General features: G+C 53.0%; 23 protein-coding genes. 17 read left to right on the forward strand and 6 right to left on the reverse strand.

Annotation, left to right across the window (positions count from 1 at the left end; translation table 11 throughout):
- Window positions 1-87: 87 nt before the first annotated feature.
- A complete protein-coding gene (locus EIP93_RS01035; RefSeq protein ID WP_125232154.1) occupies window positions 88-1,476 on the reverse strand; it encodes a PTS transporter subunit EIIC in 1,389 nt (462 codons plus the stop codon).
- 322 nt (window positions 1,477-1,798) lie between these two features.
- On the opposite strand from EIP93_RS01035, the gene EIP93_RS01040 reads away from it, so the two are divergent.
- Window positions 1,799-2,998, forward strand: coding sequence for a starvation-sensing protein RspA (locus tag EIP93_RS01040; protein WP_109226214.1), 1,200 nt, complete (start codon window positions 1,799-1,801; stop codon window positions 2,996-2,998).
- An 8-nt stretch (window positions 2,999-3,006) separates the two neighbouring features.
- Here EIP93_RS01040 and EIP93_RS01045 read toward each other — a convergent pair whose 3' ends face one another.
- The gene (locus tag EIP93_RS01045) at window positions 3,007-3,720 is read right to left on the reverse strand and encodes a GntR family transcriptional regulator (RefSeq protein WP_010298630.1); all 714 of its coding nucleotides are present in this window, start codon (window positions 3,718-3,720) and stop codon (window positions 3,007-3,009) included.
- Window positions 3,721-3,774: 54 nt separating this feature from the next.
- Window positions 3,775-4,926, reverse strand: coding sequence for an acetylornithine deacetylase (gene argE, locus EIP93_RS01050; protein WP_131526237.1), 1,152 nt, complete (start codon window positions 4,924-4,926; stop codon window positions 3,775-3,777).
- Between the two features lie 202 nt (window positions 4,927-5,128).
- Here argE and argC point away from each other — a divergent pair, with 202 nt between their 5' ends.
- The 12 genes from argC (at window position 5,129) to hemB (ending at window position 16,975) form a co-directional block, all read left to right on the forward strand.
- Window positions 5,129-6,133, forward strand: a complete 1,005-nt coding sequence (argC, locus tag EIP93_RS01055) for an N-acetyl-gamma-glutamyl-phosphate reductase (protein WP_010298635.1) — start codon at window positions 5,129-5,131, stop codon at window positions 6,131-6,133.
- Between the two features lie 37 nt (window positions 6,134-6,170).
- Complete coding sequence (argB, locus tag EIP93_RS01060) at window positions 6,171-6,944, forward strand: acetylglutamate kinase (RefSeq protein WP_125232155.1); 774 nt, start codon at window positions 6,171-6,173, stop codon at window positions 6,942-6,944.
- Window positions 6,945-7,006: 62 nt separating this feature from the next.
- Window positions 7,007-8,380, forward strand: a complete 1,374-nt coding sequence (argH, locus tag EIP93_RS01065; protein ID WP_039482984.1) for an argininosuccinate lyase — start codon at window positions 7,007-7,009, stop codon at window positions 8,378-8,380.
- A 219-nt stretch (window positions 8,381-8,599) separates the two neighbouring features.
- Window positions 8,600-10,159 (forward strand): DNA recombination protein RmuC, encoded by a 1,560-nt coding sequence (gene rmuC, locus EIP93_RS01070; RefSeq protein WP_125232156.1) that lies wholly within the window; start codon window positions 8,600-8,602, stop codon window positions 10,157-10,159.
- Between the two features lie 187 nt (window positions 10,160-10,346).
- On the forward strand, window positions 10,347-11,102 hold the full coding sequence (gene ubiE / locus EIP93_RS01075) for a bifunctional demethylmenaquinone methyltransferase/2-methoxy-6-polyprenyl-1,4-benzoquinol methylase UbiE (RefSeq protein ID WP_010298645.1): 756 nt from the start codon (window positions 10,347-10,349) through the stop codon (window positions 11,100-11,102).
- 12 nt (window positions 11,103-11,114) lie between these two features.
- Window positions 11,115-11,738 carry a ubiquinone biosynthesis protein UbiJ gene (gene ubiJ / locus EIP93_RS01080; RefSeq protein WP_039307271.1) on the forward strand — a complete coding sequence of 208 codons (624 nt, stop codon included), beginning with the start codon at window positions 11,115-11,117 and terminating at the stop codon, window positions 11,736-11,738.
- The gene (ubiB, locus tag EIP93_RS01085) at window positions 11,735-13,375 is read left to right on the forward strand and encodes a ubiquinone biosynthesis regulatory protein kinase UbiB (protein ID WP_125232157.1); all 1,641 of its coding nucleotides are present in this window, start codon (window positions 11,735-11,737) and stop codon (window positions 13,373-13,375) included. Before ubiJ ends, ubiB begins: the two co-directional genes overlap by 4 nt.
- Before the next feature lie 82 nt (window positions 13,376-13,457).
- A complete protein-coding gene (tatA, locus tag EIP93_RS01090) occupies window positions 13,458-13,718 on the forward strand; it encodes a Sec-independent protein translocase subunit TatA (RefSeq protein WP_039364213.1) in 261 nt (86 codons plus the stop codon).
- A gap of 3 nt (window positions 13,719-13,721) precedes the next feature.
- Window positions 13,722-14,318, forward strand: coding sequence for a Sec-independent protein translocase protein TatB (tatB, locus tag EIP93_RS01095; protein WP_125232158.1), 597 nt, complete (start codon window positions 13,722-13,724; stop codon window positions 14,316-14,318).
- Between the two features lie 3 nt (window positions 14,319-14,321).
- Entirely contained in the window at window positions 14,322-15,074 is a 753-nt protein-coding gene (gene tatC / locus EIP93_RS01100; protein WP_102116972.1) for a Sec-independent protein translocase subunit TatC, read from the forward strand.
- Between the two features lie 78 nt (window positions 15,075-15,152).
- Window positions 15,153-15,935 (forward strand): 3'-5' ssDNA/RNA exonuclease TatD, encoded by a 783-nt coding sequence (gene tatD, locus EIP93_RS01105; protein ID WP_125232159.1) that lies wholly within the window; start codon window positions 15,153-15,155, stop codon window positions 15,933-15,935.
- 17 nt (window positions 15,936-15,952) lie between these two features.
- Complete coding sequence (hemB, locus tag EIP93_RS01110) at window positions 15,953-16,975, forward strand: porphobilinogen synthase (protein WP_103972328.1); 1,023 nt, start codon at window positions 15,953-15,955, stop codon at window positions 16,973-16,975.
- Window positions 16,976-17,054: 79 nt separating this feature from the next.
- On the opposite strand, the gene rfaH is transcribed toward hemB, so the two are convergent.
- On the reverse strand, window positions 17,055-17,543 hold the full coding sequence (rfaH, locus tag EIP93_RS01115; RefSeq protein WP_039474653.1) for a transcription/translation regulatory transformer protein RfaH: 489 nt from the start codon (window positions 17,541-17,543) through the stop codon (window positions 17,055-17,057).
- A gap of 200 nt (window positions 17,544-17,743) precedes the next feature.
- On the opposite strand from rfaH, the gene ubiD reads away from it, so the two are divergent.
- Both ubiD and fre read left to right on the forward strand, forming a co-directional pair.
- Window positions 17,744-19,240 carry a 4-hydroxy-3-polyprenylbenzoate decarboxylase gene (ubiD, locus tag EIP93_RS01120; protein ID WP_103183499.1) on the forward strand — a complete coding sequence of 499 codons (1,497 nt, stop codon included), beginning with the start codon at window positions 17,744-17,746 and terminating at the stop codon, window positions 19,238-19,240.
- Between the two features lie 52 nt (window positions 19,241-19,292).
- On the forward strand, window positions 19,293-19,994 hold the full coding sequence (fre, locus tag EIP93_RS01125) for an NAD(P)H-flavin reductase (RefSeq protein WP_010298665.1): 702 nt from the start codon (window positions 19,293-19,295) through the stop codon (window positions 19,992-19,994).
- A 90-nt stretch (window positions 19,995-20,084) separates the two neighbouring features.
- Here the strand turns inward: fre and fadA are convergent, their stop codons facing one another.
- Window positions 20,085-21,248 (reverse strand): acetyl-CoA C-acyltransferase FadA, encoded by a 1,164-nt coding sequence (gene fadA / locus EIP93_RS01130; RefSeq protein WP_103943030.1) that lies wholly within the window; start codon window positions 21,246-21,248, stop codon window positions 20,085-20,087.
- Window positions 21,249-21,259: 11 nt separating this feature from the next.
- A complete protein-coding gene (gene fadB, locus EIP93_RS01135) occupies window positions 21,260-23,449 on the reverse strand; it encodes a fatty acid oxidation complex subunit alpha FadB (RefSeq protein ID WP_125232160.1) in 2,190 nt (729 codons plus the stop codon).
- Between the two features lie 185 nt (window positions 23,450-23,634).
- Between fadB and pepQ the strand changes: the two genes are divergently transcribed.
- Together pepQ and EIP93_RS01145 are read left to right on the forward strand one after the other, a co-directional pair.
- On the forward strand, window positions 23,635-24,966 hold the full coding sequence (gene pepQ / locus EIP93_RS01140; RefSeq protein WP_107332167.1) for a Xaa-Pro dipeptidase: 1,332 nt from the start codon (window positions 23,635-23,637) through the stop codon (window positions 24,964-24,966).
- Window positions 24,966-25,577 carry an IMPACT family protein gene (locus EIP93_RS01145; RefSeq protein WP_125232161.1) on the forward strand — a complete coding sequence of 204 codons (612 nt, stop codon included), beginning with the start codon at window positions 24,966-24,968 and terminating at the stop codon, window positions 25,575-25,577. Before pepQ ends, EIP93_RS01145 begins: the two co-directional genes overlap by 1 nt.
- The last annotated feature ends 24 nt before the right edge of the window (window positions 25,578-25,601 follow it).

A 25,601-nucleotide genomic window follows, 5' to 3' on the forward strand; every position in this document is an offset into this window, starting at 1 on the left:
TTGTGAAATTTAATTACAGAGGCGCGGATATTAGAGGGACTTATTAGCAGGGGAACGTCGCGGGGCGCAGCGGCCCCGCGAGCGCGGTTACGCCTGTTTGGACGCTCTGACGACCAGAATATAAGTCAGAGTAAAAGAAAGCACGATGGCGATAGCCATGCCGGAGACCGCGTAGCTAAAGTACGGGCCGATATAGGCTGGCAGGCTGAAAATACTCGACAAGATGTAGCCATACAGCCGGACACCGAAGTACGCGATAAAGGCCGAGGCGATGGAGCTGGCAATGGTTGCGGAGATAAACGCTTTTTTATACTTCGTCAGTACGCCGAAGAGTGCAGGTTCGGTAATACCGAGCAGCGCAGAAACACCAGCAGACAGCACGACGGATTTATCCTGACGGGTTTTGGCATGGAAGTAGATGGCAAACGTGGAACCCGCAATCGCCATATTAGCCATACACATCATTGGCATCAGCATATCAAAGCCCTGATTGCTGAAATTTTGCAGTGCAATGGGCGTCATCGCGTGATGCATGCCAGTCAGGATAGCGACAGGCCGAATCGCACCGACCACGAAACCAGCAAAGATAGACGACACATCGAACAGGCTCTGAATAAACAGTGCCAGCAGTTTACCGAGGTAGATCCCGAATGGCCCGATCACCGTGAGCGACACCAGTGCGGCGATAAACAGCGTCAGCGTCGGGGTAAACACGGTTTTCAGCACCGAAGGCATAATGCGATCGACCCAGCGGTGGATATAGCTCAGTGCCAGCACAGAGAAAATCACTGGGATGACGCTGGCGGCATAGTTGAACACTGGAATGGGCAGCACACCCATGAAGTAAAAGGCGCTGACCGCATTAGGGCTATTGCTGGCTAGTGCCTTCGCCGCTTCTATCAACGATGGATACATCAGGCAGGCTGCCACAGCCGCTGCTAGATATTCGCTTGTTTTAAAGATCCTGGCTGCGGAGATGGCGAGGAAGAAAGGTAAGAAATAGAACACACCGCTGGCGATCAGGTCGAGGACGATCACGGTATCGGTTTTGGCAGAGACCACTTTCAAGGCGATCAGCCCTGCCAGCAGCCCTTTGATCATACCGGCACCCGCGATGGCAGGCACGATCGGACCAAATACGCCGGAAACCGTATCCATGAACAGCGAAACCAGCCCCTTTTTCTGCTTCTGCACGTCTGGCTGCGATGTCGCTGTAGGCGAAAGCGTTGTGGAGGAAAGCTGGGCGTTCAGCAGTTCGTAATACTCATTGACCTGCGGCCCGATAATAATCTGAAACTGTTCACTCTGGTGTTGGGCACCTAATATGCCTGGCAGACTTTTGATGGCTTCAGTTTGCACTTTACTTTCATCAATTAAATCAAACCGAAGCCGCGTCATGCAGTGCCAGGCTTTATTAATATTTTCGCTTCCGCCAACCAGTTTAATGATTGACTGAATAACGTCATTTTTTCCCATGAAATAAACTCCCCGCATAGCCTTATGTTATTTTTGGCCGAATTATTTCCACCGATATTAAAAACTTAAAGAAGAAAAAACAAACCAATAAAACATGAAGTTCGTCACATGGTTAGTCTATAAGGGGCTTTTTGTTGCCATTATTCGATAATTGGTCTGGTTTTTTAATCAATTTAATGGATTTTTCAAACCAAAATAAATCTTTTAAATAATAGGTTTACAATAAAAGAAAAAATAAGTAGAAAACAAAAAAAGAAACTGATTTTAGACTGTGTTTTTGCCGGGTAAGGCTATTCCGGTAAATGCTCTGGAGGATATTTTTGTGTTGCCGACAATCATTACTGACATTGAATGTCTTGTTACCCGCCCCGACCGTCATAATTTAGTGACGGTGGTGGTTCACACGGATAAAGGCGTGACGGGTTATGGATGTGCGACCTTCCAGCAGCGCCCGCTGGCCGTCAAAGCGATGGTGGACGAGTACCTCAAACCGCTGCTGCTAGGACGAGATGCTAACCACATTGAAGATCTATGGCACATGATGATGGTCAACGCTTATTGGCGTAACGGTCCGGTTATCAACAATGCGGTGGCGGGCGTCGATATGGCGCTGTGGGATATCAAAGGCAAGCTGGCGGATATGCCGCTTTATCACCTGTTTGGTGGGAAATCTCGCGATGCTATTGCCGCTTACAGCCATGCTGCCAGCGATACGCTGGACGGGCTGTATCAGGACGTGGATCGGCTGTATGCGCAGGGCTATCGTCATATCCGCTGCCAGCTAGGATTCTATGGCGGTAATCCCGATGCGCTGCACAGCACGCGGCAGCCAACGGAGGGAGCCTATTACGATCAGGATCAGTACATGGCCAACACGCTCGCCATGTTCCGTGCGCTGCGTGAGAAATACGGCGATCGTTTCCACATCCTGCATGATGTCCATGAGCGTCTGTTCCCGAATCAGGCCGTGCAGTTTGCCAAAGCGGTAGAAGTTTATCGTCCCTATTTCATCGAAGACATTTTGCCGCCTGCGCAAAATGAGTGGCTGGCGCAGATCCGCAGCCAGAGCGCGGTGCCGCTGGCGACCGGGGAGCTGTTTAATAACCCCGCCGAGTGGCAGAATTTGGTGATTAATCGTCAGGTTGATTTCATCCGCTGCCATGTCTCACAGATTGGCGGGATTACGCCAGCGCTGAAACTGGGTGCGTTCTGTCAGAACTTTGGCGTTCGTCTCGCGTGGCATTGCCCGCCGGATATGACGCCGATCGGTGCGGCGGTCAACATTCACCTCAATATCCACCTGCATAACGCCGCGATTCAGGAATTTGTCGCTTACCCGGAAAATACCCGCAAGGTCTTCCCGCAGGCGGTGGAACCGGAGAAGGGCTATCTGTATCCGATTGAGCGCCCAGGTATTGGCGTGGGTATCGATCTGGACGCGGCGCGGCAGTTCCCCGTCGTCTATCGTCCGCACGAATGGACGCAGAGCCGCCTGCCGGATGGCACGATGCATACGCCCTGAGTGAATTATTACGGCGACTGGCGGAAATTCAGGTTATCGCGGTTGAAGGGGATGACGTAGGTGCAGGCGTAGTTGATATCAATGATATCGCTCGATTCGTACACGCGACCACCCTGTAAAATACCGCGATTAAGAATGTGCATCGCCGCTGTGCCTTTCTTGCAGCCCAGTAGCTCAGCCTGTGCTTTAGTGACGTTAACCGCCTGATAATGTGTCAGGTAGTGTGAAATCGCGTAGCCCTTGCTGAGCACATACTGCTGAATAGAGCTTTCAATAATCTTCTGACTCATGTCTGGGAAGTCTGCGGCGGGCATCTTCGATATCTCAATCTGCACCTTACGGTTATCGACATAACGTAATCGGCTGAATTCCCAGATGAACGTATTTTCGCTGATAGCAAAAACCTGCTGCTCTTCCCGAGTCGGCAGCCGCTTATGCAGGCTAAGCAGACGGAATGAAATCTGATTAAATTTCTTTTCGGTAATCGAGTTATACACCAGCGGGTTGCTGCGTACGCCCTGATTGATGAAGTTACCGGAGCCTTGCACCATATGGATTGCGCCGATGCTGGCGAGTTTTTCCAATGCCTGACGAATGGTGAAGCGCGACACGCCGTATTCTTCCGCCAACTGGCGTTCCGGCGGCAGCTTTTCCGGTAGCGGATCGGTGTGCTGATAGATTTTGCTCAGTAGATCCTGTGCGATGAAATCTTTCTTTTTCATTCTCTGTCTCAAAATGACCTTGCCAGCATGGCTGGCAAGGCCGCTTTCGTCGGATCAGTGGTGGCAGAAGTGATGAATCACCTGCGAGATCAGATCCCGCGTTGGTTTAATAAACTTGGTATCAATATATTCATCCGGCTGGTGCGCCTGTTCGATCGATCCTGGCCCCAGAACCAGCGTCGGGCACAGCGTCTGAATAAACGGCGCTTCGGTGCAATAGTTCACGATTTCCGTTTTCGTTCCCAGCAGCTTCTCCACGACGGACACCAGACGGTGATCGGGCGGGCACTCATAGCCAGGAATCGGAGGATGCAGCTCGCTGATGGTCAACCTGCCCGGCCAGCGCTGGCTTACAGGCTCAAGCGCTTCTGACAGCAAACCGTCCAGATCGTTGAGCGTAATGCCCGGCAGCGGACGGATATCCATATGCAGTTCACAGCAGCCGCAGATACGGTTAGCGGCATCGCCGCCGTGAATGTGGCCGAGGTTCATAGTCGGGTGAGGAATGTGGAAAATCGGATTGTGATAGCGTTCCTGTAGCGTGTTACGCAATACCAGCAGATGAGAAATGGCTTCGTGCATCAGCTCAATCGCGTTCACGCCGCGCGACGGATCGCTGGAGTGGCCAGACTGCCCCTGAATGCGGATCGCGTTAGACATATGGCCCTTGTGGGCACGCACCGGTTGCAGTGAGGTCGGTTCGCCGATGATGGCGCAGTCCGGGCGAATCTGCGTGGATTCGGAGAAATACTTGGCGCCGGCCATCGTCGTCTCTTCATCTGCCGTTGCCAGCACGTAGAGCGGTTTCGTCAGCTTGGTCGGATCGATATCGCGCAACGCATCCAGAATAAAGGCAAAGAAGCCTTTCATGTCCGCCGTACCCAGGCCGTACAGCTTGTTGTCATGTTCGGTCAGCGTGAACGGGTCACGCGTCCAGCGACCGTCGTCGAACGGGACGGTGTCGGTGTGGCCTGCTAACAATAAGCCACCTTTTCCTTCACCAATCCGCGCCAGCATATTAAATTTATTGAGGGTGCCGGGGACTGGTTGGACTTCCACGTGGAAGCCGAGATCGCCGAACCAGCCGGCCAGCAGGTTGATTAAGGTATGATTACTTTGATCGAGCGCGCTGTCGGTGGCACTGATGGACGGTGTGGCTATCAATGCCCGATATAGCTCAATAAAAGGGGGTAAATTCATCTTCACTGTTGACAGCCTCTGGTTAGGATAGTATCAATATTCATGCATTTATTTTGAATAAAAATACAATAATGCTCGGCGAAAGGAAACCCAAAGGTACGGCGATGACGATTCGTCACTTTCACTGAGTTTCGCGGGTGAACAGCGTACCGACGCTGGTGAGCCCTGTTACCTGTTCCATAGATAAGTAAGAAGGTATACGGATCCCATGCTGAATACGCTGATTGTTGGTGCAAGTGGTTATACCGGCGCTGAGCTTGCGCTCTACCTGAACCGTCACCCACAGATGAACATAACCGCTTTGATGGTTTCTGCGCAAAGTGTCGATGCAGGAAAATTGATTTCTGATTTACATCCGCAGCTCAAAGGCATCATCGATGTTCCGGTAAAACCGCTGACCGATGCGGAAGAAGCGGCGAAAGGCGTGGATGTCGTTTTTCTGGCGACCGACCACAAAGTCAGCCACGATCTGGCCCCTGTTTTTCTGGCGGCAGGCTGCACCGTTTTTGATTTGTCTGGCGCGTTTCGCGTACAAGATGCCGAATTTTATCGTCGTTACTATGGCTTTGAGCATCAGCACCCTGACTGGCTGGCAAAAGCGGTTTACGGGCTGGCCGAATGGCGTGCGGAAAGCGTAAAACAGGCACAACTGGTTGCCGTGCCAGGCTGTTATCCAACGGCTGCGCAGCTGGCGCTGAAGCCGCTGCTGGATGCCCAACTGCTGAACCCGGCTCAGTGGCCGGTGATTAATGCCGTGAGCGGCGTGAGCGGGGCGGGGCGTAAAGCGTCGCTGACCAGCAGCTTCTGTGAAGTCAGCCTGCAACCGTACGGCATTTTCAACCACCGCCATGAGCCTGAAATTTCAACGCACCTCGGCACGCCAGTGATCTTCACTCCGCATTTGGGCAACTTCGCTCGCGGTATTCTGGAAACTATCACCTGTCGCCTGCAACCGGGCGTAACCCAGCAGGATATCGCTGAGGCTTATCACAACGCTTATCACGATAAGCCGCTGGTTCGCCTGTACGATAAGGGCGTTCCGGCGCTGAAATCCGTTGTCGGCCTGCCGTTCTGCGATATCGGTTTCTCTGTTGATGGTGAGCACCTGATCGTGGTGGCAACCGAAGATAACCTGCTGAAAGGCGCGGCGGCACAGGCTGTGCAATGCATGAATATTCGTTTTGGTTTCCCTGAAACCCAATCGTTAATTTAATCACTACTGGTCCCGACATTTCGAGGCGCGAAGCATAATGAATCCGTTAATTATCAAATTAGGTGGCGTTTTACTGGATAGCGAAGAAGCGCTGGAACGTCTGTTCACTGCGCTGGTAGCTTACCGTCAGGAACACCAGCGTCCGCTGGTGATTGTGCACGGCGGCGGCTGTCTGGTGGATGACCTGATGAAGAAACTGTCGCTGCCCGTCGTGAAGAAAAACGGCCTGCGCGTCACGCCTGCCGATCAGATTGATATCATCACCGGTGCGCTGGCGGGTTCCGCCAACAAGACGCTGCTGTCATGGGCGAAGAAGCATGACATCAACGCGGTCGGCTTGTGTCTGGGCGATGGCGGCAGCACGACGGTCACGCAGTTAGATGAGTCTTTGGGCTTTGTGGGTAAGGCAGAAGCGGGATCGCCTGCGCTGCTGAACACGCTGCTGTCTGCGGGCTATCTGCCTGTTGTTAGCTCCATCGGCATTACGGCACAGGGCGACCTGATGAACGTCAACGCTGACCAAGCGGCGACGGCACTGGCGCAAACGCTGGGTGCGGATTTAATCCTGCTGTCTGACGTTAGTGGCATTCTGGATGGTAAAGGCCAGCGTATTGCCGAAATGACGGCAGGGAAAGCCGAGCAGCTGATCGCTCAGGGCATTATTACCGACGGCATGATTGTTAAGGTCAACGCCGCGCTGGATGCCGCTCGTGCGCTGGGTCGTCCGGTTGATATCGCCAGCTGGCGTCATGTTGAGCAGCTACCTGCGCTGTTCAACGGCGTAGCGATTGGCACGCGTATTCTGGCGTAAGTCGTTTCTGGGTATGGCATGATGCGATACCAACGTGAATTATATTTTTGGGAGTAAGGGTTATGGCTTTGTGGGGCGGTCGGTTTAGTCAGGCAGCAGATCAGCGTTTTAAACAGTTTAATGACTCACTGCGGTTTGATTACCGTCTGGCGGAACAGGACATCGTTGGCTCGATCGGCTGGTCGAAAGCGCTGGTGACGGTAAATGTGCTTAGCGAGCAGGAACAGCAACAGCTGGAACAGGCGCTGAATGCGCTGCTGGTTGAGGTACAGGCCGATCCTGAGATGATCCTGCAAAGCGATGCAGAAGACATTCACAGCTGGGTTGAACTGCGTCTGATTGAGAAAGTCGGCGATTTAGGTAAAAAGCTGCATACCGGTCGTAGCCGTAACGATCAGGTCGCGACGGATCTGAAACTGTGGTGCAAGGCGCAGATTGCTGAACTGCTGCTGTCGGTACGCCAGCTGCGTCAGGCACTGGTTACGACGGCGGAAGCCAATCAGGATGCGGTTATGCCGGGTTACACCCACCTACAGCGCGCACAGCCGGTGACGTTTGCGCACTGGTGTCTGGCCTACCATGAAATGCTGGCGCGTGATGAAAGTCGTCTGGAAGATACGCTGAAGCGTCTGGATGTCAGTCCACTGGGCTGCGGTGCGCTGGCAGGAACGGCTTATCCGATCGACCGTGAGCAACTGGCGGGCTGGCTGGGATTTGCCTCGGCCACGCGTAACAGTCTGGATACGGTTTCCGATCGCGATCATGTACTGGAACTGCTGTCTGATGCTTCGATCGGCATGATCCACCTGTCGCGTTTTGCCGAAGATCTGATCTTCTTCAACAGCGGTGAAGCGGCGTTCGTTGAGCTGTCTGACCGTGTGACATCCGGTTCTTCCCTGATGCCACAGAAGAAAAACCCGGATGCACTGGAGCTGATTCGCGGTAAATGCGGTCGCGTACAGGGCGCGTTGACCGGCATGATGATGACGCTTAAAGGCCTACCGCTGGCGTATAACAAAGATATGCAGGAAGACAAAGAAGGGCTGTTTGACGCACTGGATACCTGGCACGATTGCCTGATGATGGCGGGTCTGGTGCTGGAAGGCATTCAGGTTAAGCGTCCGCGCTGTAAAGAAGCGGCCGAGCAAGGCTACGCGAACTCGACAGAGCTGGCGGATTACCTGGTCGCGAAAGGCGTTCCGTTCCGTGAAGCGCACCATATCGTGGGCGAAGCGGTAGTTGAAGCCATTCGTCAGGGCAAAGCATTGGAAGCGTTGCCGCTGGCCGATCTGCAAAAATTCAGCGCCGTGATTGGCGAGGATGTGTACCCGATTCTGGCGCTACAATCCTGTCTGGATAAGCGTGCGGCACAAGGTGGCGTATCACCGCAGCAGGTTGCCAAAGCGATTAGTGATGCGAAGCAGCACTTAGCCTAAGTTGCCCTCTTCTGTTTCAGTTCCCCCAACGTGGTGTTTCGCGTTGGGGGATTTCTGCGTTACCGATCTGATTCTTCTGCAAATTATCATCTATCCATGTTCATATGGAATGCGGCTCGCATTTTTCTGCTCAGCGTCTTCCCCACCAGAATTGTTTCTGGACATCCATACAGTATCATTTTACCTTGACCGACAGCGTGAAAGGCCTGCGGAGGCAAAGTGGATATCAGCATATTTTATGGTCTGGGCGGCAGTGCGGTCGGGCTATTGGTCGGGTGGTTAATTGCCAGCCTGATTCATCAGCAGAAGTTGTCGCGGCATGACACCGAACAGCAGTTGCTGGCGCAGACATTGCAGCAGGCTCAGCAGTCACTCAGCGAACAGCAGCAGGCAAAACAGCAGGACGAACAGCGGCTACGGCAAAATGAGCTAGAGCTGCGCACGGTTCACGCTCAACTCTCTGCCAGCCATGAAAAGCTGCAACAGCTTGCTGAACTCCGCGAGGAATGTGTGCAGTTAAATCAGGAACTGCGAACGCTGCGTGAAATCAACAGCTCGCAGGAAGCGGAGCTGCGGGAAGTCACCATTCGGCTGGAAGAAACCCGTATGGCGGCGGAAGAAAAGCAGCGTCTGCTGGCAAACAGCGAACAGCGGTTGACGACGCAGTTTGAGAATCTGGCGAACCGGATTTTTGAACATAGCGGCCGCAAAGTGGATGAACAAAATAAACAGAGTCTGGATAAGCTGCTGATGCCGCTGCGTGAGCAGCTTGATGGTTTCCGCCGTCAGGTGCAGGAAAGCTTTGGTGCGGAAGCGCGCGAGCGTCACACGTTGGCGCATGAAATCCGCAATCTGCAACAACTGAACGCGCAGATGGCACATGAAGCTATCAATCTGACGAAAGCACTGAAAGGCGACAATAAGACGCAGGGTAACTGGGGCGAGGTGGTGTTAAGCCGCGTGCTCGAAGCCTCCGGCCTGCGTGAAGGCTACGAGTATCAAACTCAGGTTAGCGTGCAAACAGGCACAAATAGCCGCCTGCAACCGGATGTCATCGTGCGTTTACCGCAGGGCAAAGATGTTGTGATCGATGCCAAAATGTCGCTGGTGGCCTACGAGCGCTATTTTAATAGTGACGATGATGCAGAGCGGAGTGTGGCGCTGAACGAACATTTGCTCTCGGTTCGCAGCCATATTCGGCAGTTGAGCAGCAAAGATTATCAGCAGCTTCCGGGTCTGCGTTCGCTAGATTATGTGCTGATGTTTATTCCGGTCGAACCTGCCTTTCTGGTCGCTATCGATCGCCAGCCCGAATTGATCAACGAGGCGTTAAAGCACAATATTATGCTGGTCAGCCCGACCACGCTGCTGGTGGCATTACGCACCATCAATAATTTATGGCGCTATGAACAACAGAGCCGCAATGCACAGCAGATCGCTGAAAAAGCGTCGCGGCTGTACGATAAGCTGCGGTTGTTCGTAGACGACATGGAAGCGCTGGGGCAGAGTCTGGATAAAGCGCAGGGCACTTATCGTCAGGCGATGAATAAACTTTCCTCTGGGCGTGGTAACCTTATTGGCCAGGCTGAGGGGTTCCGTGCGCTGGGCGTAGAAATTAAACGCACGATCAGCCCGTCATTAGCAGAAAAAGCAACGGCCCATGAGCACGCTGAACGCGATGAATTACCGGATTCCGTAGCACCCGACGCTGTTTCACCAACCGTGGAAACGGAGGGCGAAGAAGGGGAATCCCCCTTAGCGACTCGTAACCTATCCTAAATAATTCGAGTTGCGTGAAGCCAACGCACAAGCAGCTTGAAGTATGACGGATATAAATAGGTATGGATTTCGCGGGCTTGGCTCCAGGCTATGCGAAATTAGTGCAGTGGGGTTTTTATACGGGTCTGGTACACTCTCACCATAAATGGGTAGACCCGAAATTTGACTGAAATAGTAGGCGGATAAGATGGCAAGTGAGCAGGAGAAAACGGCCGACTTTGGTTTTCGGACTGTCGCCAGGGATGAAAAAGAAGTCATGGTGGCTGAGGTTTTTCATTCTGTAGCAGCAAAGTATGACTTGATGAATGACCTGATGTCCTTTGGTATCCACCGTGTCTGGAAGCGTTTCACTATCGAATGTAGTGGGGTACGACGTAACCAGCGTGTTCTGGATCTTGCCGGAGGAACAGGAGATTTAACTGCCAAATTCTCCCGTATGGTTGGCGAAGGTGGTGAGGTCATTCTGGCGGACATCAACGCATCAATGCTGAAAGTGGGCCGCGAAAAACTGCGTAATAAAGGCATTATCGACAACATCAACTACGTGCAGGCCAATGCTGAAGCGCTGCCGTTCCCTGATGACTTCTTCGACTGCATTACTATCTCCTTTGGTCTGCGCAACGTGACGGACAAAAACAAAGCGCTGCGCTCAATGTACCGCGTGCTGAAGCCAGGTGGTCGGTTGCTGGTGCTGGAGTTTTCCAAGCCGATCATTAAACAACTGAGCACCGTTTATGATGCTTATTCATTCCATATCCTGCCGAGGATTGGCGAAGCCGTGGCGAGTGATGCTGGGAGCTACCGCTATCTGGCGGAATCTATCCGCATGCACCCCGATCAGGAAACGCTGAAAGGGATGATGGTCGATGCCGGTTTTGACAGTGTTAACTATTTCAACCTCACCGGTGGAATCGTTGCGCTGCATCGTGGGTTTAAATTCTGATTGGAAACGCCAATGCTGATAACGTCTTTTCTGACCGCTACGCTGGAAACCGCGCTGAATCAGCTGCTTTTTCACGATACAGTTTCTTGCGATCGTAGCATGAAGTCTGCACGCCAGCGCTTGCAGGGGAAAACACTTCAGATCGAGTTGGCTGAACTGGATGTGCCCTTGGTGCTGGTGTTTAACGAACAGCGGCTGGATGTGATCAGCCAATGGGGCGAGCCTGCGGATTGCTGCCTGAAAACACGCGTTCCGGTTCTGATGAAATTACGCGATCGTCAGCAGCTATCGTCGCTGATGCGCAGCGGCGAGCTGGTGATAGAAGGCGATATTCAAGTTGTTCAACAGTTCATCGTGCTGGTTGATCTGGCGGAGTTCGATCCGGCGGAGTGGTTGTCCCCCTATCTGGGCGATATTGTTGCTCAGGGGCTTACCCAAACGGCACAGAAAACCCTGAGTTTCCTGAGACGCTCATTACATCAGCAGCAACATTTCTTGTCTGAGACGCTAACGGAAGAATGGCGACTGGCCCCGGGAAAACTGGAAAACGCCTGGTTCCATGAGGAAATTGTTGCGCTGGATAAATCCGCCGATACGTTGTCCGAACGGCTGGCGAAGCTGGAGGCTTTACGATGACGCCCAGTGAATTACGCCGCCTTTACAGCATTGTGCGTGTGCTGTTGAGCTATGGTCTGGACGAGCTTATTCCTAAAATGCGACTGACGCTGCCGCTACGTGCGGGTCGTCATCTGTTGTTCTGGTTACCCAATCGTCACCGCAATAAGCCTTTAGGGGAACGCCTGCGTTTGGCGCTTCAGGAACTGGGGCCCGTGTGGATTAAGTTCGGACAAATGATGTCTACACGCCGCGATCTGTTCCCACCGGCTATCGCCGATCAACTGGCGATGTTGCAGGATAAGGTTGAGCCGTTTGATGGAAAACTGGCACGCGAACAGATTGAGCTGTCGATGGGCGGAATCCCTCTTGAAGAGTGGTTTGACGATTTTGATATTAAACCGCTGGCCTCTGCCTCAATTGCGCAAGTGCATACCGCCTGCCTGAAAAGTACCGGAAAAGAGATCGTTATCAAGGTCATTCGCCCGGATATTTTGCCTGTCATCAAGGCGGATATGCGCCTGATGAAACGCCTGGCGGGGTGGTTGCCTCACCTGTTGCCAGATGGTCGCCGCCTGCGTCCGCGCGAAGTGGTGCTGGAATATGAAAAAACGCTGCTTGATGAGCTGAACTTGCTGCGAGAAGCGGCAAACGCTATCCAACTGCGGCGTAATTTTGAGAATAGCCCGATGCTGTATGTGCCGGAAGTTTATTCGGATTATTGCAGCGAAAGCATGTTGGTGATGGAGCGAATCTACGGTATTCCTGTTTCTGATGTCGACACGCTGAAAGCTAATGGCACGGATATGAAGTTACTGGCAGAACGCGGCGTTCAGGTTTTCTTCACGCAGGTGTTCCGCGACAGTTTCTTCCACGCAGATATGCATCCCGGCAATATCTTTATCAGCTATGAGCACCCGGAGGACCCGCAATACATCGGTATTGATTGCGGTATCGTCGGTTCGTTGAACAAAGAAGATAAGCGCTATCTGGCTGAGAATTTCATTGCCTTCTTCAACCGTGATTATCGCAAAGTTGCCGAACTGCATGTGGATTCGGGCTGGGTGCCTGCGGACACGAATGTTGCAGATTTTGAGTTTGCTATTCGTACGGTCTGTGAGCCGATCTTCGAGAAGCCGTTGGCGGAAATTTCGTTCGGTCATGTATTATTGAATTTGTTTAATACGGCGCGTCGCTTCAATATGGAAGTCCAGCCGCAGTTAGTGCTGCTGCAAAAAACGCTGCTGTATGTTGAAGGCGTGGGTCGGCAGCTTTATCCGCAGCTCGATCTGTGGAAAACCGCCAAGCCGTTTCTGGAAAACTGGCTGAAACAACAGGTCGGTTTGCCTGCGGTTTTCCGTGCGCTCAAAGAAAAGGCGCCGTTCTGGGCTGAAAAATTGCCGGAAGTCCCTGAGCTGTTTTATGACGGGCTACGTCAGCATAAGATGTTAAAGCAAAGCGTCGATAAGCTGGCCTATGAGTTAAAGACGCGGCAGTCTCGTCAAGGACAGTCACGATATCTTTTGGGTATTGGCGCAACGCTGCTAATCAGTGGTACGTTGTTACTGATCAGCCGTGTTGAAGCCGATATGGTTCCCTCGGGATTGATGGCCGCAGGAATTGTTGCCTGGATTATCGGTTGGCGTCGAACTCGTTGAAGCAGATCATGATGCACGCCAGAATTACCCGATATAATAACGAGAATTCTGTCGTTCCCCTTTTCGAAAAGAGGTAAATGTTATGGGTGGTATTAGTCTCTGGAACCTGTTGATTATCGCAGTCATCGTCATCTTACTGTTCGGAACCAACAAGCTGAGAACGCTGGGTTCGGATCTGGGTGCATCCATCAAAGGTTTTAAGAAAGCGATGGGTGACGATCAACCGTCCACTAGCGCAGACAAAACGCAGCCAGATGCCGATTTCTCTACCAAGTCTATCGCTGACAACCAATCAGACGTCAAGCCGGGCGAAACGAAGAGCCAGCATAAAGAGCAGGTGTAATCTGTGTTCGATATCGGTTTTGGTGAATTGCTATTGGTGATGGTTCTCGGCCTGATTGTTCTCGGGCCGGAGCGTTTGCCTGTGGCAGTCAGAACGGTGGCAAGCTGGATCAGGACGCTGCGTTCGCTGGCGTCTACGGTTCAGAATGAACTGTCGCAGGAGCTGAAACTCCAGGAGTTTCAGGAAAGCCTGAAGAAAGTCGAAAAAGCCAGTTTGCAGAATCTGTCGCCTGAGTTGAAAGCCTCAATGGATGAACTTAAAGAAGCGGCAGAAGCGATGAAACGCGGCTATACCGAGACAGTGTCGCCGCAAAAGGTAGATGGGCACCAAACGCCAGAGGGTCATCGTGCAACGGTGGAACCGCAGCACAACATTCCGCTGAGCGATCCCGAAGCGGCCTATGATGGGGTTATTGAAGCGGAAACCGCTGTACGTCCACGTCCTGCAGCCAGCCAGCCTAAACCTGAAAGCTCTGCTGCTGAACACCACCATGATGATCGCAACGCCGCAAGTGCTGACGCTGTCGGCAACGATAATGTCAAACCTGAGCAGGCCCAGTTTTCTGCTGTTTCTGCCCGCCAACCGAGTGATAGTCGTTAGTTTATGGCCAATGAAGAGACTCAACCGCTAATTAGCCACCTGATTGAGCTACGCAAGCGGCTACTGAACAGCATTATCTGTGTGCTGGCGGTATTTATTGCGCTGGTGTTCTTTGCCAACGACATTTATCAACTGGTTTCTGCTCCGCTCATTGAGCAATTGCCTGCGGGTGCCAGCATGATCGCGACCGATGTCGCCTCACCTTTCTTTACGCCGATAAAGCTGACGATGATTGTCTCAGTATTTGTCGCTGCGCCGCTGGTGCTGTATCAGGTGTGGGCATTTGTGGCTCCAGCCTTGTATAAACACGAGCGTCGCTTAATGATGCCGTTGCTGGTTTCCAGCAGTCTGCTGTTTTATTCGGGCATGGCGTTCGCGTATTTTGTGGTGTTCCCGCTGGCGTTTGGTTTTTTTGCGAAAACCGCGCCGGTTGGCGTATTGATTGCGACAGACATCAATAACTACCTCGATTTTGTTATGGCGCTGTTCATGGCGTTCGGCATATCGTTTGAGGTGCCCGTTGCCATCGTGCTGCTCTGCTGGAGTGGTGTGGTGACGCCAGAAGACCTGAAGAAGAAACGCCCTTATATTTTGGTGGGCGCATTCGTTGTCGGGATGCTGCTGACGCCGCCGGACGTTTTCTCACAGACGCTACTGGCGGTTCCGATGTATCTGCTGTTTGAAATCGGTGTATTTTTCGCGCGGTTTTATGTTGGCAAAGGCCGACGAGCTGAAGCGGAAGAGCCATCGCCGTAACTAACGGTTCCCTGCGGCAGGACGGTAAAATGACCTCTCTTTGAGAGGTCTTATTTTTTATTCGCCAGAGTGAGAGTCATGTTTGATATCGGTGTCAACCTAACCAGTTCTCAGTTTGAAAAAGATCGGGAGCAGGTCGTCATCCGGGCAAAGCAAGCGGGTGTCAGTGGCATCTTGATCACGGGCACCAATGCCCAGGAAAGCCATCAGGCCATGTTACTGGCGCAAGCCTATCCCGATTACTGTTGTTCAACGGCGGGCGTTCATCCGCATGATGCCAGCCAATGGAATGGCGCTATCGCCGAACAACTCCACCAAATGGCAAACGCTGCTTGCGTGGTTGCTATTGGTGAATGCGGGTTGGATTTCAACCGTAACTTTTCGACGCCAGAAGAACAGGAAGGGGCATTCAGCGCACAGTTAGCGATAGCGGCTGAACGGTCCATGCCGGTTTTCCTTCACTGCCGCGACGCACATCCCCGCTTTATTTCTCTGCTGATGCCATGGCTGAGCCAGTTACCTGCCGCCGTGGTCCACTGCTTTACCGGTAATCGTCATGAATTGGATGAGTGTCTGGCTGCGGGGTTGATGATTGGCATCACTGGCTGGGTTTGCGATGAGCGTCGCGGACTTGAGCTGCGTGCCTTATTGCCGCATATTCCTGCCGATCGGCTGTTGGTGGAAACCGATGCACCTTATCTGTTACCCCGGGATTTACGCCCTAAACCGGCCTCCCGCCGTAACGAACCCTGTTATCTGCCTCATATTATTCGCCAGATTGCGGAGTGGCGTGGAGAAGATGCCACATGGTTGGGACAGACAACAGATGAAAATGCCCGCCGGGTTTTCCGGCTGGCCTGATTCAGGAGAATAATGACATGAGCACTGCTTTTCCCGGCACTTTCCCTGGCCGACGTATGCGCCGCATTCGTCGCCATGATTTCAGCCGTCGCCTGGTTGCTGAAAATCAACTGACGGTGAATGATTTGATTTATCCCGTTTTCGTGATGGAAGGGACAAATCATCGTCAGGAAGTTCCCTCCATGCCGGGGGTATACCGGATGACTATCGACGTGCTTCTGAAAGAAGCCGAAGAGATCGCTAAGCTCGGCGTTCCGGTACTGTCGCTGTTCCCCGTCATTGAAGCGGATAAAAAATCACTCTATGCCGAAGAAGCCTATAACTCGGATGGTCTGGTTCCTCGCACGATCCGCGCGCTGAAAGACGCTGTCCCTGAGCTGGGTTTGCTGACGGATGTGGCGCTCGATCCCTATACCACACACGGGCAGGACGGGATTATCGATGCGGATGGTTATGTGATTAACGACGTCACCAAGGAGATTTTGGTACGTCAGGCGCTGTCCCATGCAGAAGCCGGCGCAGAAATCATTGCGCCTAGCGACATGATGGACGGCCGCATCGGCGCTATTCGTGACACCCTTGAAGCACAAAACCTGATCAATACCCAGATCATGGCGTACTCGGCTAAATATGCATCGTGCTATTACGGGCCTTTCCGTGACGCCGTGGGCTCAGCGGGCAACCTGAAAGGTGGCAACAAGAAAACCTACCAGATGGACCCAGCTAACAGTGATGAAGCCTTGCAGGAAATCGCGCAGGATTTGCAGGAAGGCGCGGATATGGTGATGGTCAAACCGGGGATGCCTTATCTGGACGTGGTGCGTCGCGTCAAAGAGTCGTTCGGCGTGCCGACCTTTGCTTATCAGGTATCTGGCGAATATGCGATGCACATGGCGGCGATTCAGAACGGCTGGTTGCAAGAACAACCGGTAGTGATGGAGTCTCTGCTGTGCTTTAAACGCGCGGGTGCAGATGGTGTGCTGACCTATTTTGCCAAGCGTGCCGCACAGTGGCTGCACGATCAGCATATGCAACGCTAGGTCTGTTCTCATCCGGCGCGGGATAAACGCGCCGGGTAGGGCAAAGAGGCAAGGAGCGTCGGGCTATTTTTTCAAAGGATTAGGCTTTACGAAACTCACGGTTATCAATGCTCTGTCTGACCTGTTTGTTCAGCATATTCAGCAACAGCATCGAGCGGGCTTCGCCATCAGGCTCGGTGTAAATAGCCTGAAGACCAGAGAAAATACCGTCGGTAATAACCACGCTATCGCCAGGCTGTGGCGTCAGTGGGTCAATGATTCCCTGAATCGGGCGAAGTGACAATTCATCGATAACCTGCTGCGGAATGGTCGCTGGCAGCGCACCGAATCGCACAAAATTACTCACCCCACGCGTCGCGCTGATGGTGGTGGTGTGGATGCGTTCGGGATCGAACTCCACAAACAGGTAGTTTGGGAACAGCGGCTCACACACTTCGGTCCGTTTACCACGAACGATCTTATCCAGCGTGATCATCGGGCTCACGCAGTTGACATCTTGACGTTCCAGATGCTCTTTCGCTCGCAGCAGTTGACCACGTTTACAATACAGTAAGTACCAGGCTTCCATAATTTCGCAGACTTATGATTCCGACGAGCAAGCATAACAAAAGCGAGCACGGATAAAAAATTTTCGGCAGATATTTTTGTTACCACATTTTGGCGTTCGGATTCTTGATAGTGAGCAGATTCTTACTATAAATAGGCGTTGCGGGAAGCGACAGGTTGGCGAAGAGACTTTATAATAGCCAGAACGATAGACTGCCCCCGATGAATAGCATGAAATACCGTGACTTACGCGAGTTCCTCTCACTGCTGGAAGAGAGAGGGGAGTTAAAACGCATTACCCAGCCCATCGATCCCTACCTTGAAATGACGGAAATTGCTGACCGAACGCTGCGTGCGGAAGGTCCAGCCCTCCTGTTTGAGAACCCCAAAGGCTATGACATGCCAGTGCTGTGCAATTTATTTGGCACGCCGAAACGTGTTGCGTTGGGCATGGGGCAGGAAGAGGTCAGCGCACTGCGTGAGGTGGGCAAGCTGCTGGCGTTTTTGAAAGAGCCGGAGCCACCCAAAGGGTTCCGCGATCTGGTGGATAAAATGCCGAAGTTCCGTCAGGTATTGAATATGCCGACGAAGCGCCTGTCTTCTGCACCGTGTCAGGAACAGATTTGGCAGGGAGATGACGTAGACCTGCGGCGGATTCCGGTGATGCAGTGCTGGCCGGGAGATGCCGCGCCGCTGATTACCTGGGGGCTCACCGTGACGCGCGGGCCGCTTAAAGAGCGGCAGAATCTGGGAATCTATCGTCAGCAGGTGCTGGGTAAAAACAAACTGATCATGCGCTGGCTATCTCATCGCGGCGGCGCACTGGATTTTCAGGAGTGGTGTCAGGAAAATCCAGGGCAGCGTTTTCCGGTGTCTGTCGCATTGGGCGCTGACCCTGCGACGATCCTTGGTGCGGTGACGCCTGTCCCTGATACGCTATCGGAATATGCCTTTGCGGGGTTGCTGCGTGGGCATAAGACTGAAGTGGTGAAGTGCCTGTCGAACGATTTGGAAGTGCCTGCCAGTGCGGAAATTGTTCTGGAAGGCTATATTGAACCGGGAGAAATGGCGGCGGAAGGGCCGTATGGCGACCATACCGGCTATTACAATGAGGTCGATCACTTCCCAGTTTTCACCGTTACGCACATTACTCAGCGCCAGAATGCGATTTATCACTCGACTTACACCGGACGGCCACCGGATGAGCCTGCTGTTTTGGGTGTGGCGTTGAACGAAGTTTTCGTGCCGATCCTGCAAAAGCAGTTTCCTGAGATTGTCGATTTTTATTTGCCACCGGAGGGTTGCTCTTACCGTCTGGCGGTCGTTACCATGAAGAAACAGTACGCGGGCCATGCTAAACGCGTCATGATGGGTGTGTGGTCTTTTTTACGCCAGTTCATGTATACGAAATTTGTCATTGTCTGCGATGATGACGTTAATGCGCGTGACTGGAACGACGTGATATGGGCGATCACTACGCGTATGGATCCGGCACGCGATACGGTATTAGTAGAAAATACGCCGATAGATTACCTTGATTTTGCCTCGCCGGTTTCTGGCCTTGGCTCCAAAATGGGTCTGGACGCCACCAATAAATGGCCTGGCGAGACGCAGCGCGAGTGGGGTCACCCCATCAAGAAAGACCCACAGGTTTGTGCCCGCATTGATGAAATATGGGACGAATTGGCCATTTTTAGTGACAGAGAGCCCCGGCGTTAACGGCTGCTGCCCTGTTCTCAGTTTTGCTTTTATGACCCTATAGAGGGAATGCATGACAACATTGAGCTGTAAAGTGACTTCGGTCGAAGCCATAACCGATACGGTTTATCGCGTTCGTTTGTTACCTGAAGCGCCGTTTTCCTTTCGGGCTGGCCAGTATTTGATGGTAGTGATGGGCGATCGAGATAAACGTCCTTTTTCACTGGCATCGACCCCGATGGATAAAAACTTTATTGAATTGCACATTGGGGCGTCCGAACTGAATCTTTACGCGATGGCGGTGATGGAACGCATTCACAAGGAAAAAACCCTGACGGTCGATATCCCGCATGGCGAAGCCTGGCTGCGAGAAGAGAGTACGCGTCCGCTGGTGTTGATTGCGGGTGGAACCGGATTTTCGTATGTGCGTTCTATCCTGCTGACCGCGCTGTCGCAGCAACCCGAGCGCGATATCGCTATTTACTGGGGTGGGCGTGAATCCCAGCATTTGTATGACTTACCCGAGCTTGAAGGCTTTGCGGCTAAGCACCCCAATCTGCGGGTGGTGCCAGTCGTCGAACAGCCAGAAGAGGGATGGGATGGCAGAACGGGCACCGTTCTGAGCGCGGTATTGCAGGACTACGGCTCACTGGCAGAGCAGGATATCTATATTGCTGGCCGCTTTGAAATGGCGAAAATTGCCCGTGAACGTTTTTGTAACGAGCGCGGTGCGCTGGCAGCCCATATGTTCAGCGACGCATTTTCGTTTATTTAAAGCAGTTAAGGCATAAGCAAGTAAAAATAAAAATCCCACGGCTGTGGGATTTTTGGTTTCTGGCTGTTTTCTGACAGAGCTTTCCTGTGTTTAGACGCGCTCAAACACGGTCGCAATACCCTGTCCCAGCCCGATGCACATCGTCGCCACGCCAAACTGAGCATCGCGACTTTCCATCAGATTAATCAACGTGGTAGAGATGCGTGCGCCTGAGCAGCCGAGCGGATGACCCAGCGCAATCGCGCCGCCATTAAGATTGACCTTTTCATCCAACTGTTCCAGAAGCCCCAGATCTTTAATACAGGGTAGCGTCTGGGCGGCGAATGCTTCATTGAGCTCAAAGATGCCGATATCGGTCAGACTTAGTCCTGCCCGTTTCAACGCCAGTTTGGTCGCTGGGACGGGGCCGTAACCCATAATCGAAGGATCGCAGCCAACCACGGCCATCGCCCGGATACGAGCCCGTACGGATAAGCCTAACGATGCCGCGCGGGATTCACTCATGATCAACATGGCTGCTGCGCCATCGGACAGCGCCGAGGATGACGCGGCTGTCACCGTACCGTTAACCGGATCGAATGCCGGTTTGAGTGCGGCAAGGCTATCGACGGTGGTGTCTGGGCGAATGACCTCATCATAATCGAAGCGTTGCAGTGCGCCGTCTGCATCATGGCCCGCCGTGGGGATGATTTCACGACGAAACGCTCCTGACTGGGTGGCGCGGTGGGCGCGCTGGTGCGAACGTGCGGCGAACTGATCCTGCATCTCACGGCTAATATTGTGCATACGCCCCAGCATCTCGGCCGTGAGCCCCATCATACCCGCCGCTTTAGCTATGGTGCGGCTCAGCCCCGGATGAAAATCGACGCCATGATTCATCGGCACATGTCCCATATGCTCGACGCCGCCAATTAAGCAGACATTCGCGTCGCCAACCATAATGGCACGGGCCGCATCGTGGAGCGCCTGCATGGAGGAGCCGCACAGCCGGTTAACCGTGGTGGCGGGGACATTCATCGGAATTTCTGCCAGCAAAGCAGCATTACGGGCGACGTTGAAGCCTTGCTCCAGCGTCTGTTGCACACATCCCCAATAGATATCGTCGATCTCACGGGCATCCAGCGCTGCGTTACGGGTCAACAGGCTACGCATCAGGTGTGCGGACAGGTCTTCGGCTCTCACCTGACGGAAGGCTCCGCCTTTGGAGCGCCCCATCGGCGTGCGTACGGCATCAACAATCACTACCTTTTCCATATTTCCTGCCCTCATGCCGGTTGGCCGTAAGAAACGTCCGCGTGTGGCGCGACCGATGGGTAATAGCCTTCATTACTTTTGGCTTTTTGCTGCAAGCCGTCAGGCACCTGATAGATTGCACCGAGGTGTGCCAATTGTTGCGCCATCTCGACGTAGTGTTCGCTGCCTAGTGTATCCAGATAGCGGCAAGCTCCGCCGTGGAAGGGAGGGAAACCTAACCCGTATACCAGCGCCATGTCCGCTTCGGCGGGGCTAGCGACGATACCTTCTTCCAGACAGCGCGCGACTTCATTAATCATCGGGATCATCATGCGAGCGATAATCTCTTCTGCACTGAACGCTTTTTTCGGCTGGCTGATGTCCTTAAGCAGTGTTTCGACAGCCTCATCCTGTTCTTTACGCAACTTCCCCTTGCCATCGGTTTGATAACGGTAGAAGCCGTGACCATTCTTCTGTCCGAAGCGCTGGTGTTCAAACAGCACATCAATCGCATCGCGATAATCTTTCGCCATGCGCTGTGGGAAGCCCTCAGCCATCACGGCCTGAGCATGGTGAGCGGTATCAATACCGACAACGTCCAGCAGATAGGCTGGGCCCATCGGCCAACCGAATTTTTTCTCCATGACGTTATCGATCTCGCGGAAATCGGCACCATCTCTGAGCAATAAGCTGAACGCAGCAAAGTAAGGGAACAGCACCCGATTCACGAAGAATCCGGGGCAGTCGTTCACGACTATCGGCGTCTTGCCCATCTTACTGGCGTAAGCCACCACGCTGGCGATGGTGTTATCGCTGGTTTTGGGGCCGCGAATAATTTCGACCAGTGGCATGCGGTGGACTGGGTTAAAGAAGTGCATACCGCAGAAATTTTGCGGTCGTTTTAACGATGCTGCCAGTGTAGCAATCGGTATGGTTGAGGTATTCGAAGCCAGAATCGTCTTCTCGCTCACGTGCGATTCCGTTTCCGCGAGTACGCTGGCTTTGATTTTCGGGTTCTCAACCACGGCTTCAACGACGATGTCGGTACGCTCGAACCCAGCGTAATCCAGCGTTGGCTGAATGCTCGCCAGAATCGTTGCCATTTTCATTCCGTCCAGCTTGCCGCGCTCCATCTGCTTATTCAGTAGCTTGGCTGCCTCATTCATCCCCAGCGCGAGCGGCTTCTCATTGATATCTTTCATCCGAATTGGCACGCCTTTGAACGCGGATTGATAGGCAATGCCGCCACCCATAATGCCCGCACCTAGCACGGCGGCCTGCTGCGGCACGGATGTCTCGCCAATCAGTTTCTTCGCTTTGCCTTTAACATATTGATCGTTTAGGAAAATGCCAACGAGTGCGCGAGCTTCATTTGAACGCGCCAGTTGAACGAAATGCTGCGTTTCGAGCTGTAATGCGTCATCGCGCGTCATAGTCGCAGCGGCTTCGATGGTTTTTACCGCTAGCATCGGTGCCGGATAGTGTTTGCCCGCAGTTTGTAGCACCATCGCTTTGGCGGTGGTAAAGCTCATCATGGCTTCAATCTTATTGAGCTTCAGCGGGTCAAGTTTCGGACGTCGGTAAGCCTGCCAGTCCAGTGAGCCGTCAATCGCCTGTTTCAACATCTTGATGGCGGCGGGAACCAGCTTGTCATTGGCGACAACGGCCTGTACGAGTCCCACTTTTAAGGCATCGGCTGCGCTGATATCTTTGCCTGCGGCGATTATCTCCAGCGCGCTGTCCGCACCCAGCAGACGCGGTAGCCTTACCGTGCCGCCAAAGCCCGGCATAATCCCCAGTTTAGTCTCAGGCAGCCCGATGCGTGCATCCGTCGTTGCTAAACGAAAGTCGGTTGCCAGTACGCACTCACACCCGCCGCCCAACGCATAGCTATTAATTGCGGACAGTGTGGGAACGGGTAAATCCTCAAGGCGGCTGAAAATGCGGTTGGCGAAGACAAGCCATTCATGCAGCTTTTCGGCTGGTGCAGCAAAAAGAGAAAGGAATTCTGTAATATCGGCACCGACAATGAATGCTGGTTTGTCAGAACGTAGCAGTAAGCCCTTCAGGTTCGGCTGTTCCGCCAGAACGTCTAGCGCCTTACCCAGGCTGGCAACCGTGCGGGTATCTAGCTTGTTTACGGAGCCTGAGGCAGAAAATACCAGCTCGACAATGCCGTCCTCAAGCCAGTTAAGGTAGAGGGATTCACCTTGATAAAGCATGTTCATCTCCGCTGTTTGTGTGAGTGATCTGGTATGACCAGATAATCGAATTGTGGTTTTAATGTTAATTTTTTGCAAACGAGAGATTGATTTTTTGCCGAATCGATCACAAAGCACCGGACGCTGCCCTTGGGGAATGCCTGTGTTAAAATGGAGAGATCATGTCGTGACGTACAAGGATACTCATGGAAAAGCTGGCTTCTTTATATCATCACCATCTGGCTACGCTGCAAACGCGTGCTCAGGCGGTTTTAGCGCGCCATCAGCTTGACGCATTACTGATTCACTCTGGTGAGCTGTTGACCGTTTTTCTGGACGATCACGACTATCCTTTCAAAGTTAACCCGCAGTTTAAAGCGTGGGTGCCCGTTACACAGGTGCCGAATTGCTGGCTCTGGGTTGACGGCGTGAACCCGCCGAAGCTGTGGTTCTATTCGCCAGTTGATTACTGGCATAACGTTGCGCCGGTCCCCGAGAGCTTCTGGACTGAAGAGATTGAGATTACCGTGCTACGGAATGCCGATGATATCGGGCAGCAGCTTCCATCGCAGCGCGAGCGTGTTGCCTATATCGGCTACGCCCCGCAGCGTGCGCAGGATTTGGGCATTCGTGCGGATAATATCAATCCTCAGGGTGTGCTGGATTATCTGCACTATCATCGCGCTTACAAAACCGATTACGAGCTGGCCTGTATGCGTGAAGCGCAGAAGACCGCGGTTATCGGTCATCGTGCCGCGCATGAAGCATTTCTGTCCGGGATGAGTGAGTTTGATATTAATCTGGCGTATCTGACGGCTACCGGCCATCGTGATATCGATGTGCCTTACGGCAATATCATTGCGCTCAATGAACATGCGGCGGTGCTGCACTATACCCAGCTCGATCATCAGGTGCCTTCCGATGTCCGCAGCTTCCTGATTGATGCAGGGGCTGAATATAACGGCTATGCCGCCGATCTTACGCGTACCTATTCCGCACAGAGCGATGGCGCGTTTGCCCTGCTGATTAAAGATCTCAATCAGGAAATGCTTTCATTGATTGATACCGTTCAGGCGGGAGTGCGTTATACCGATTACCATATTCAGATGCATCAGCGGATTGCTAAGCTGCTGAAATCACATCAGTTGGTGCGGGATATCAGCGAAGAAGCCATGGTGGAGCAGGGGCTCACGTCGCCTTTCCTGCCACACGGTCTTGGCCATCCGCTGGGCTTGCAGGTGCATGATGTTGCCGGATTTATGCAAGACGATCGCGGCACACATCTGGCGGCGCCGTCGCAGCATCCTTACCTGCGTTGTACCCGTGTGCTTGAAGCTGGCATGGTCATGACGATCGAGCCGGGAATCTATTTCATCGAATCCTTGCTTGCTCCGTGGCGTGAGGGCGAATTGAGTCAGCACTTTGACTGGCAAAAAATCGAGGCGTTGAAACCGTTTGGCGGTATCCGTATCGAGGATAATATTGTCATTCATGAAGGGCGCGTGGAGAACATGACGCGCGACCTGAATCTGGCCTGATGCAAGCGTATCTCGTTCCTGCTGCGCCAGTGAGCTTCAGTGAGGAAATCAAGAAAAGCCGCTTTACGACGATCCTGGCGGCAACGCCGGGAATCGACGCGGCAAAGGCGTTTATCCAGCATGTCAGGGAAGAGCATGCTTCGGCGGGGCATCACTGCTGGGCGTTTGTTGCAGGTGCGCCCGACGATTCCCAACAGCTTGGCTTTTCTGACGATAGTGAGCCTTCCGGCACGGCGGGCAAACCGATGCTGTCGCAACTGATGGGAAGCGGTATCGGTGAGATTACGGCTGTGGTGGTACGTTACTATGGCGGAATCCCGCTGGGCACTGGCGGGCTGGTGAAGGCTTATGGCGGTGGTGTTCAGCAAGCGCTGAAACTGATATCGCTACAAGAGAAAGTATTGCAAAAAGAGTATGGCTTACACTGTGATTATGCGCTGTTGCCTCAGGTTGAATCACTGATCTTCCAGCTTGGTGGGAAAGTGCTGCATAGTGAATATGGCGTGGAAGTTGTATTGCGGTTCTCTATCCCTGTTAGGGGAACCGAAGAAGCGGCAACGAAATTGCGTGATTTAAGTCGCGGTGCGTTGCATTTATTGCCGGTTCCATAATAATCCCAGCGCTTTTTATGAATC

The sequence above is a fragment of the Pectobacterium versatile genome (assembly GCF_003932035.1).
GTDB classification, from domain to species: Bacteria; Pseudomonadota; Gammaproteobacteria; order Enterobacterales; family Enterobacteriaceae; genus Pectobacterium; species Pectobacterium versatile.

Coding starts and splice junctions, on each gene's coding strand:
- EIP93_RS01035 (WP_125232154.1), bottom strand. CDS start 1,476: ATGGGAAAAAATGACGTTATTCAGTCAATCATTAAACTGGTTGGCGGA.
- EIP93_RS01045 (WP_010298630.1), bottom strand. CDS start 3,720: ATGAAAAAGAAAGATTTCATCGCACAGGATCTACTGAGCAAAATCTAT.
- argC (WP_010298635.1), top strand. CDS start 5,129: ATGCTGAATACGCTGATTGTTGGTGCAAGTGGTTATACCGGCGCTGAG.
- argB (WP_125232155.1), top strand. CDS start 6,171: ATGAATCCGTTAATTATCAAATTAGGTGGCGTTTTACTGGATAGCGAA.
- argH (WP_039482984.1), top strand. CDS start 7,007: ATGGCTTTGTGGGGCGGTCGGTTTAGTCAGGCAGCAGATCAGCGTTTT.
- ubiE (WP_010298645.1), top strand. CDS start 10,347: ATGGCAAGTGAGCAGGAGAAAACGGCCGACTTTGGTTTTCGGACTGTC.
- ubiJ (WP_039307271.1), top strand. CDS start 11,115: ATGCTGATAACGTCTTTTCTGACCGCTACGCTGGAAACCGCGCTGAAT.
- ubiB (WP_125232157.1), top strand. CDS start 11,735: ATGACGCCCAGTGAATTACGCCGCCTTTACAGCATTGTGCGTGTGCTG.
- tatA (WP_039364213.1), top strand. CDS start 13,458: ATGGGTGGTATTAGTCTCTGGAACCTGTTGATTATCGCAGTCATCGTC.
- tatC (WP_102116972.1), top strand. CDS start 14,322: ATGGCCAATGAAGAGACTCAACCGCTAATTAGCCACCTGATTGAGCTA.
- tatD (WP_125232159.1), top strand. CDS start 15,153: ATGTTTGATATCGGTGTCAACCTAACCAGTTCTCAGTTTGAAAAAGAT.
- hemB (WP_103972328.1), top strand. CDS start 15,953: ATGAGCACTGCTTTTCCCGGCACTTTCCCTGGCCGACGTATGCGCCGC.
- rfaH (WP_039474653.1), bottom strand. CDS start 17,543: ATGGAAGCCTGGTACTTACTGTATTGTAAACGTGGTCAACTGCTGCGA.
- ubiD (WP_103183499.1), top strand. CDS start 17,744: ATGAATAGCATGAAATACCGTGACTTACGCGAGTTCCTCTCACTGCTG.
- fre (WP_010298665.1), top strand. CDS start 19,293: ATGACAACATTGAGCTGTAAAGTGACTTCGGTCGAAGCCATAACCGAT.
- fadA (WP_103943030.1), bottom strand. CDS start 21,248: ATGGAAAAGGTAGTGATTGTTGATGCCGTACGCACGCCGATGGGGCGC.
- fadB (WP_125232160.1), bottom strand. CDS start 23,449: ATGCTTTATCAAGGTGAATCCCTCTACCTTAACTGGCTTGAGGACGGC.
- pepQ (WP_107332167.1), top strand. CDS start 23,635: ATGGAAAAGCTGGCTTCTTTATATCATCACCATCTGGCTACGCTGCAA.
- EIP93_RS01145 (WP_125232161.1), top strand. CDS start 24,966: ATGCAAGCGTATCTCGTTCCTGCTGCGCCAGTGAGCTTCAGTGAGGAA.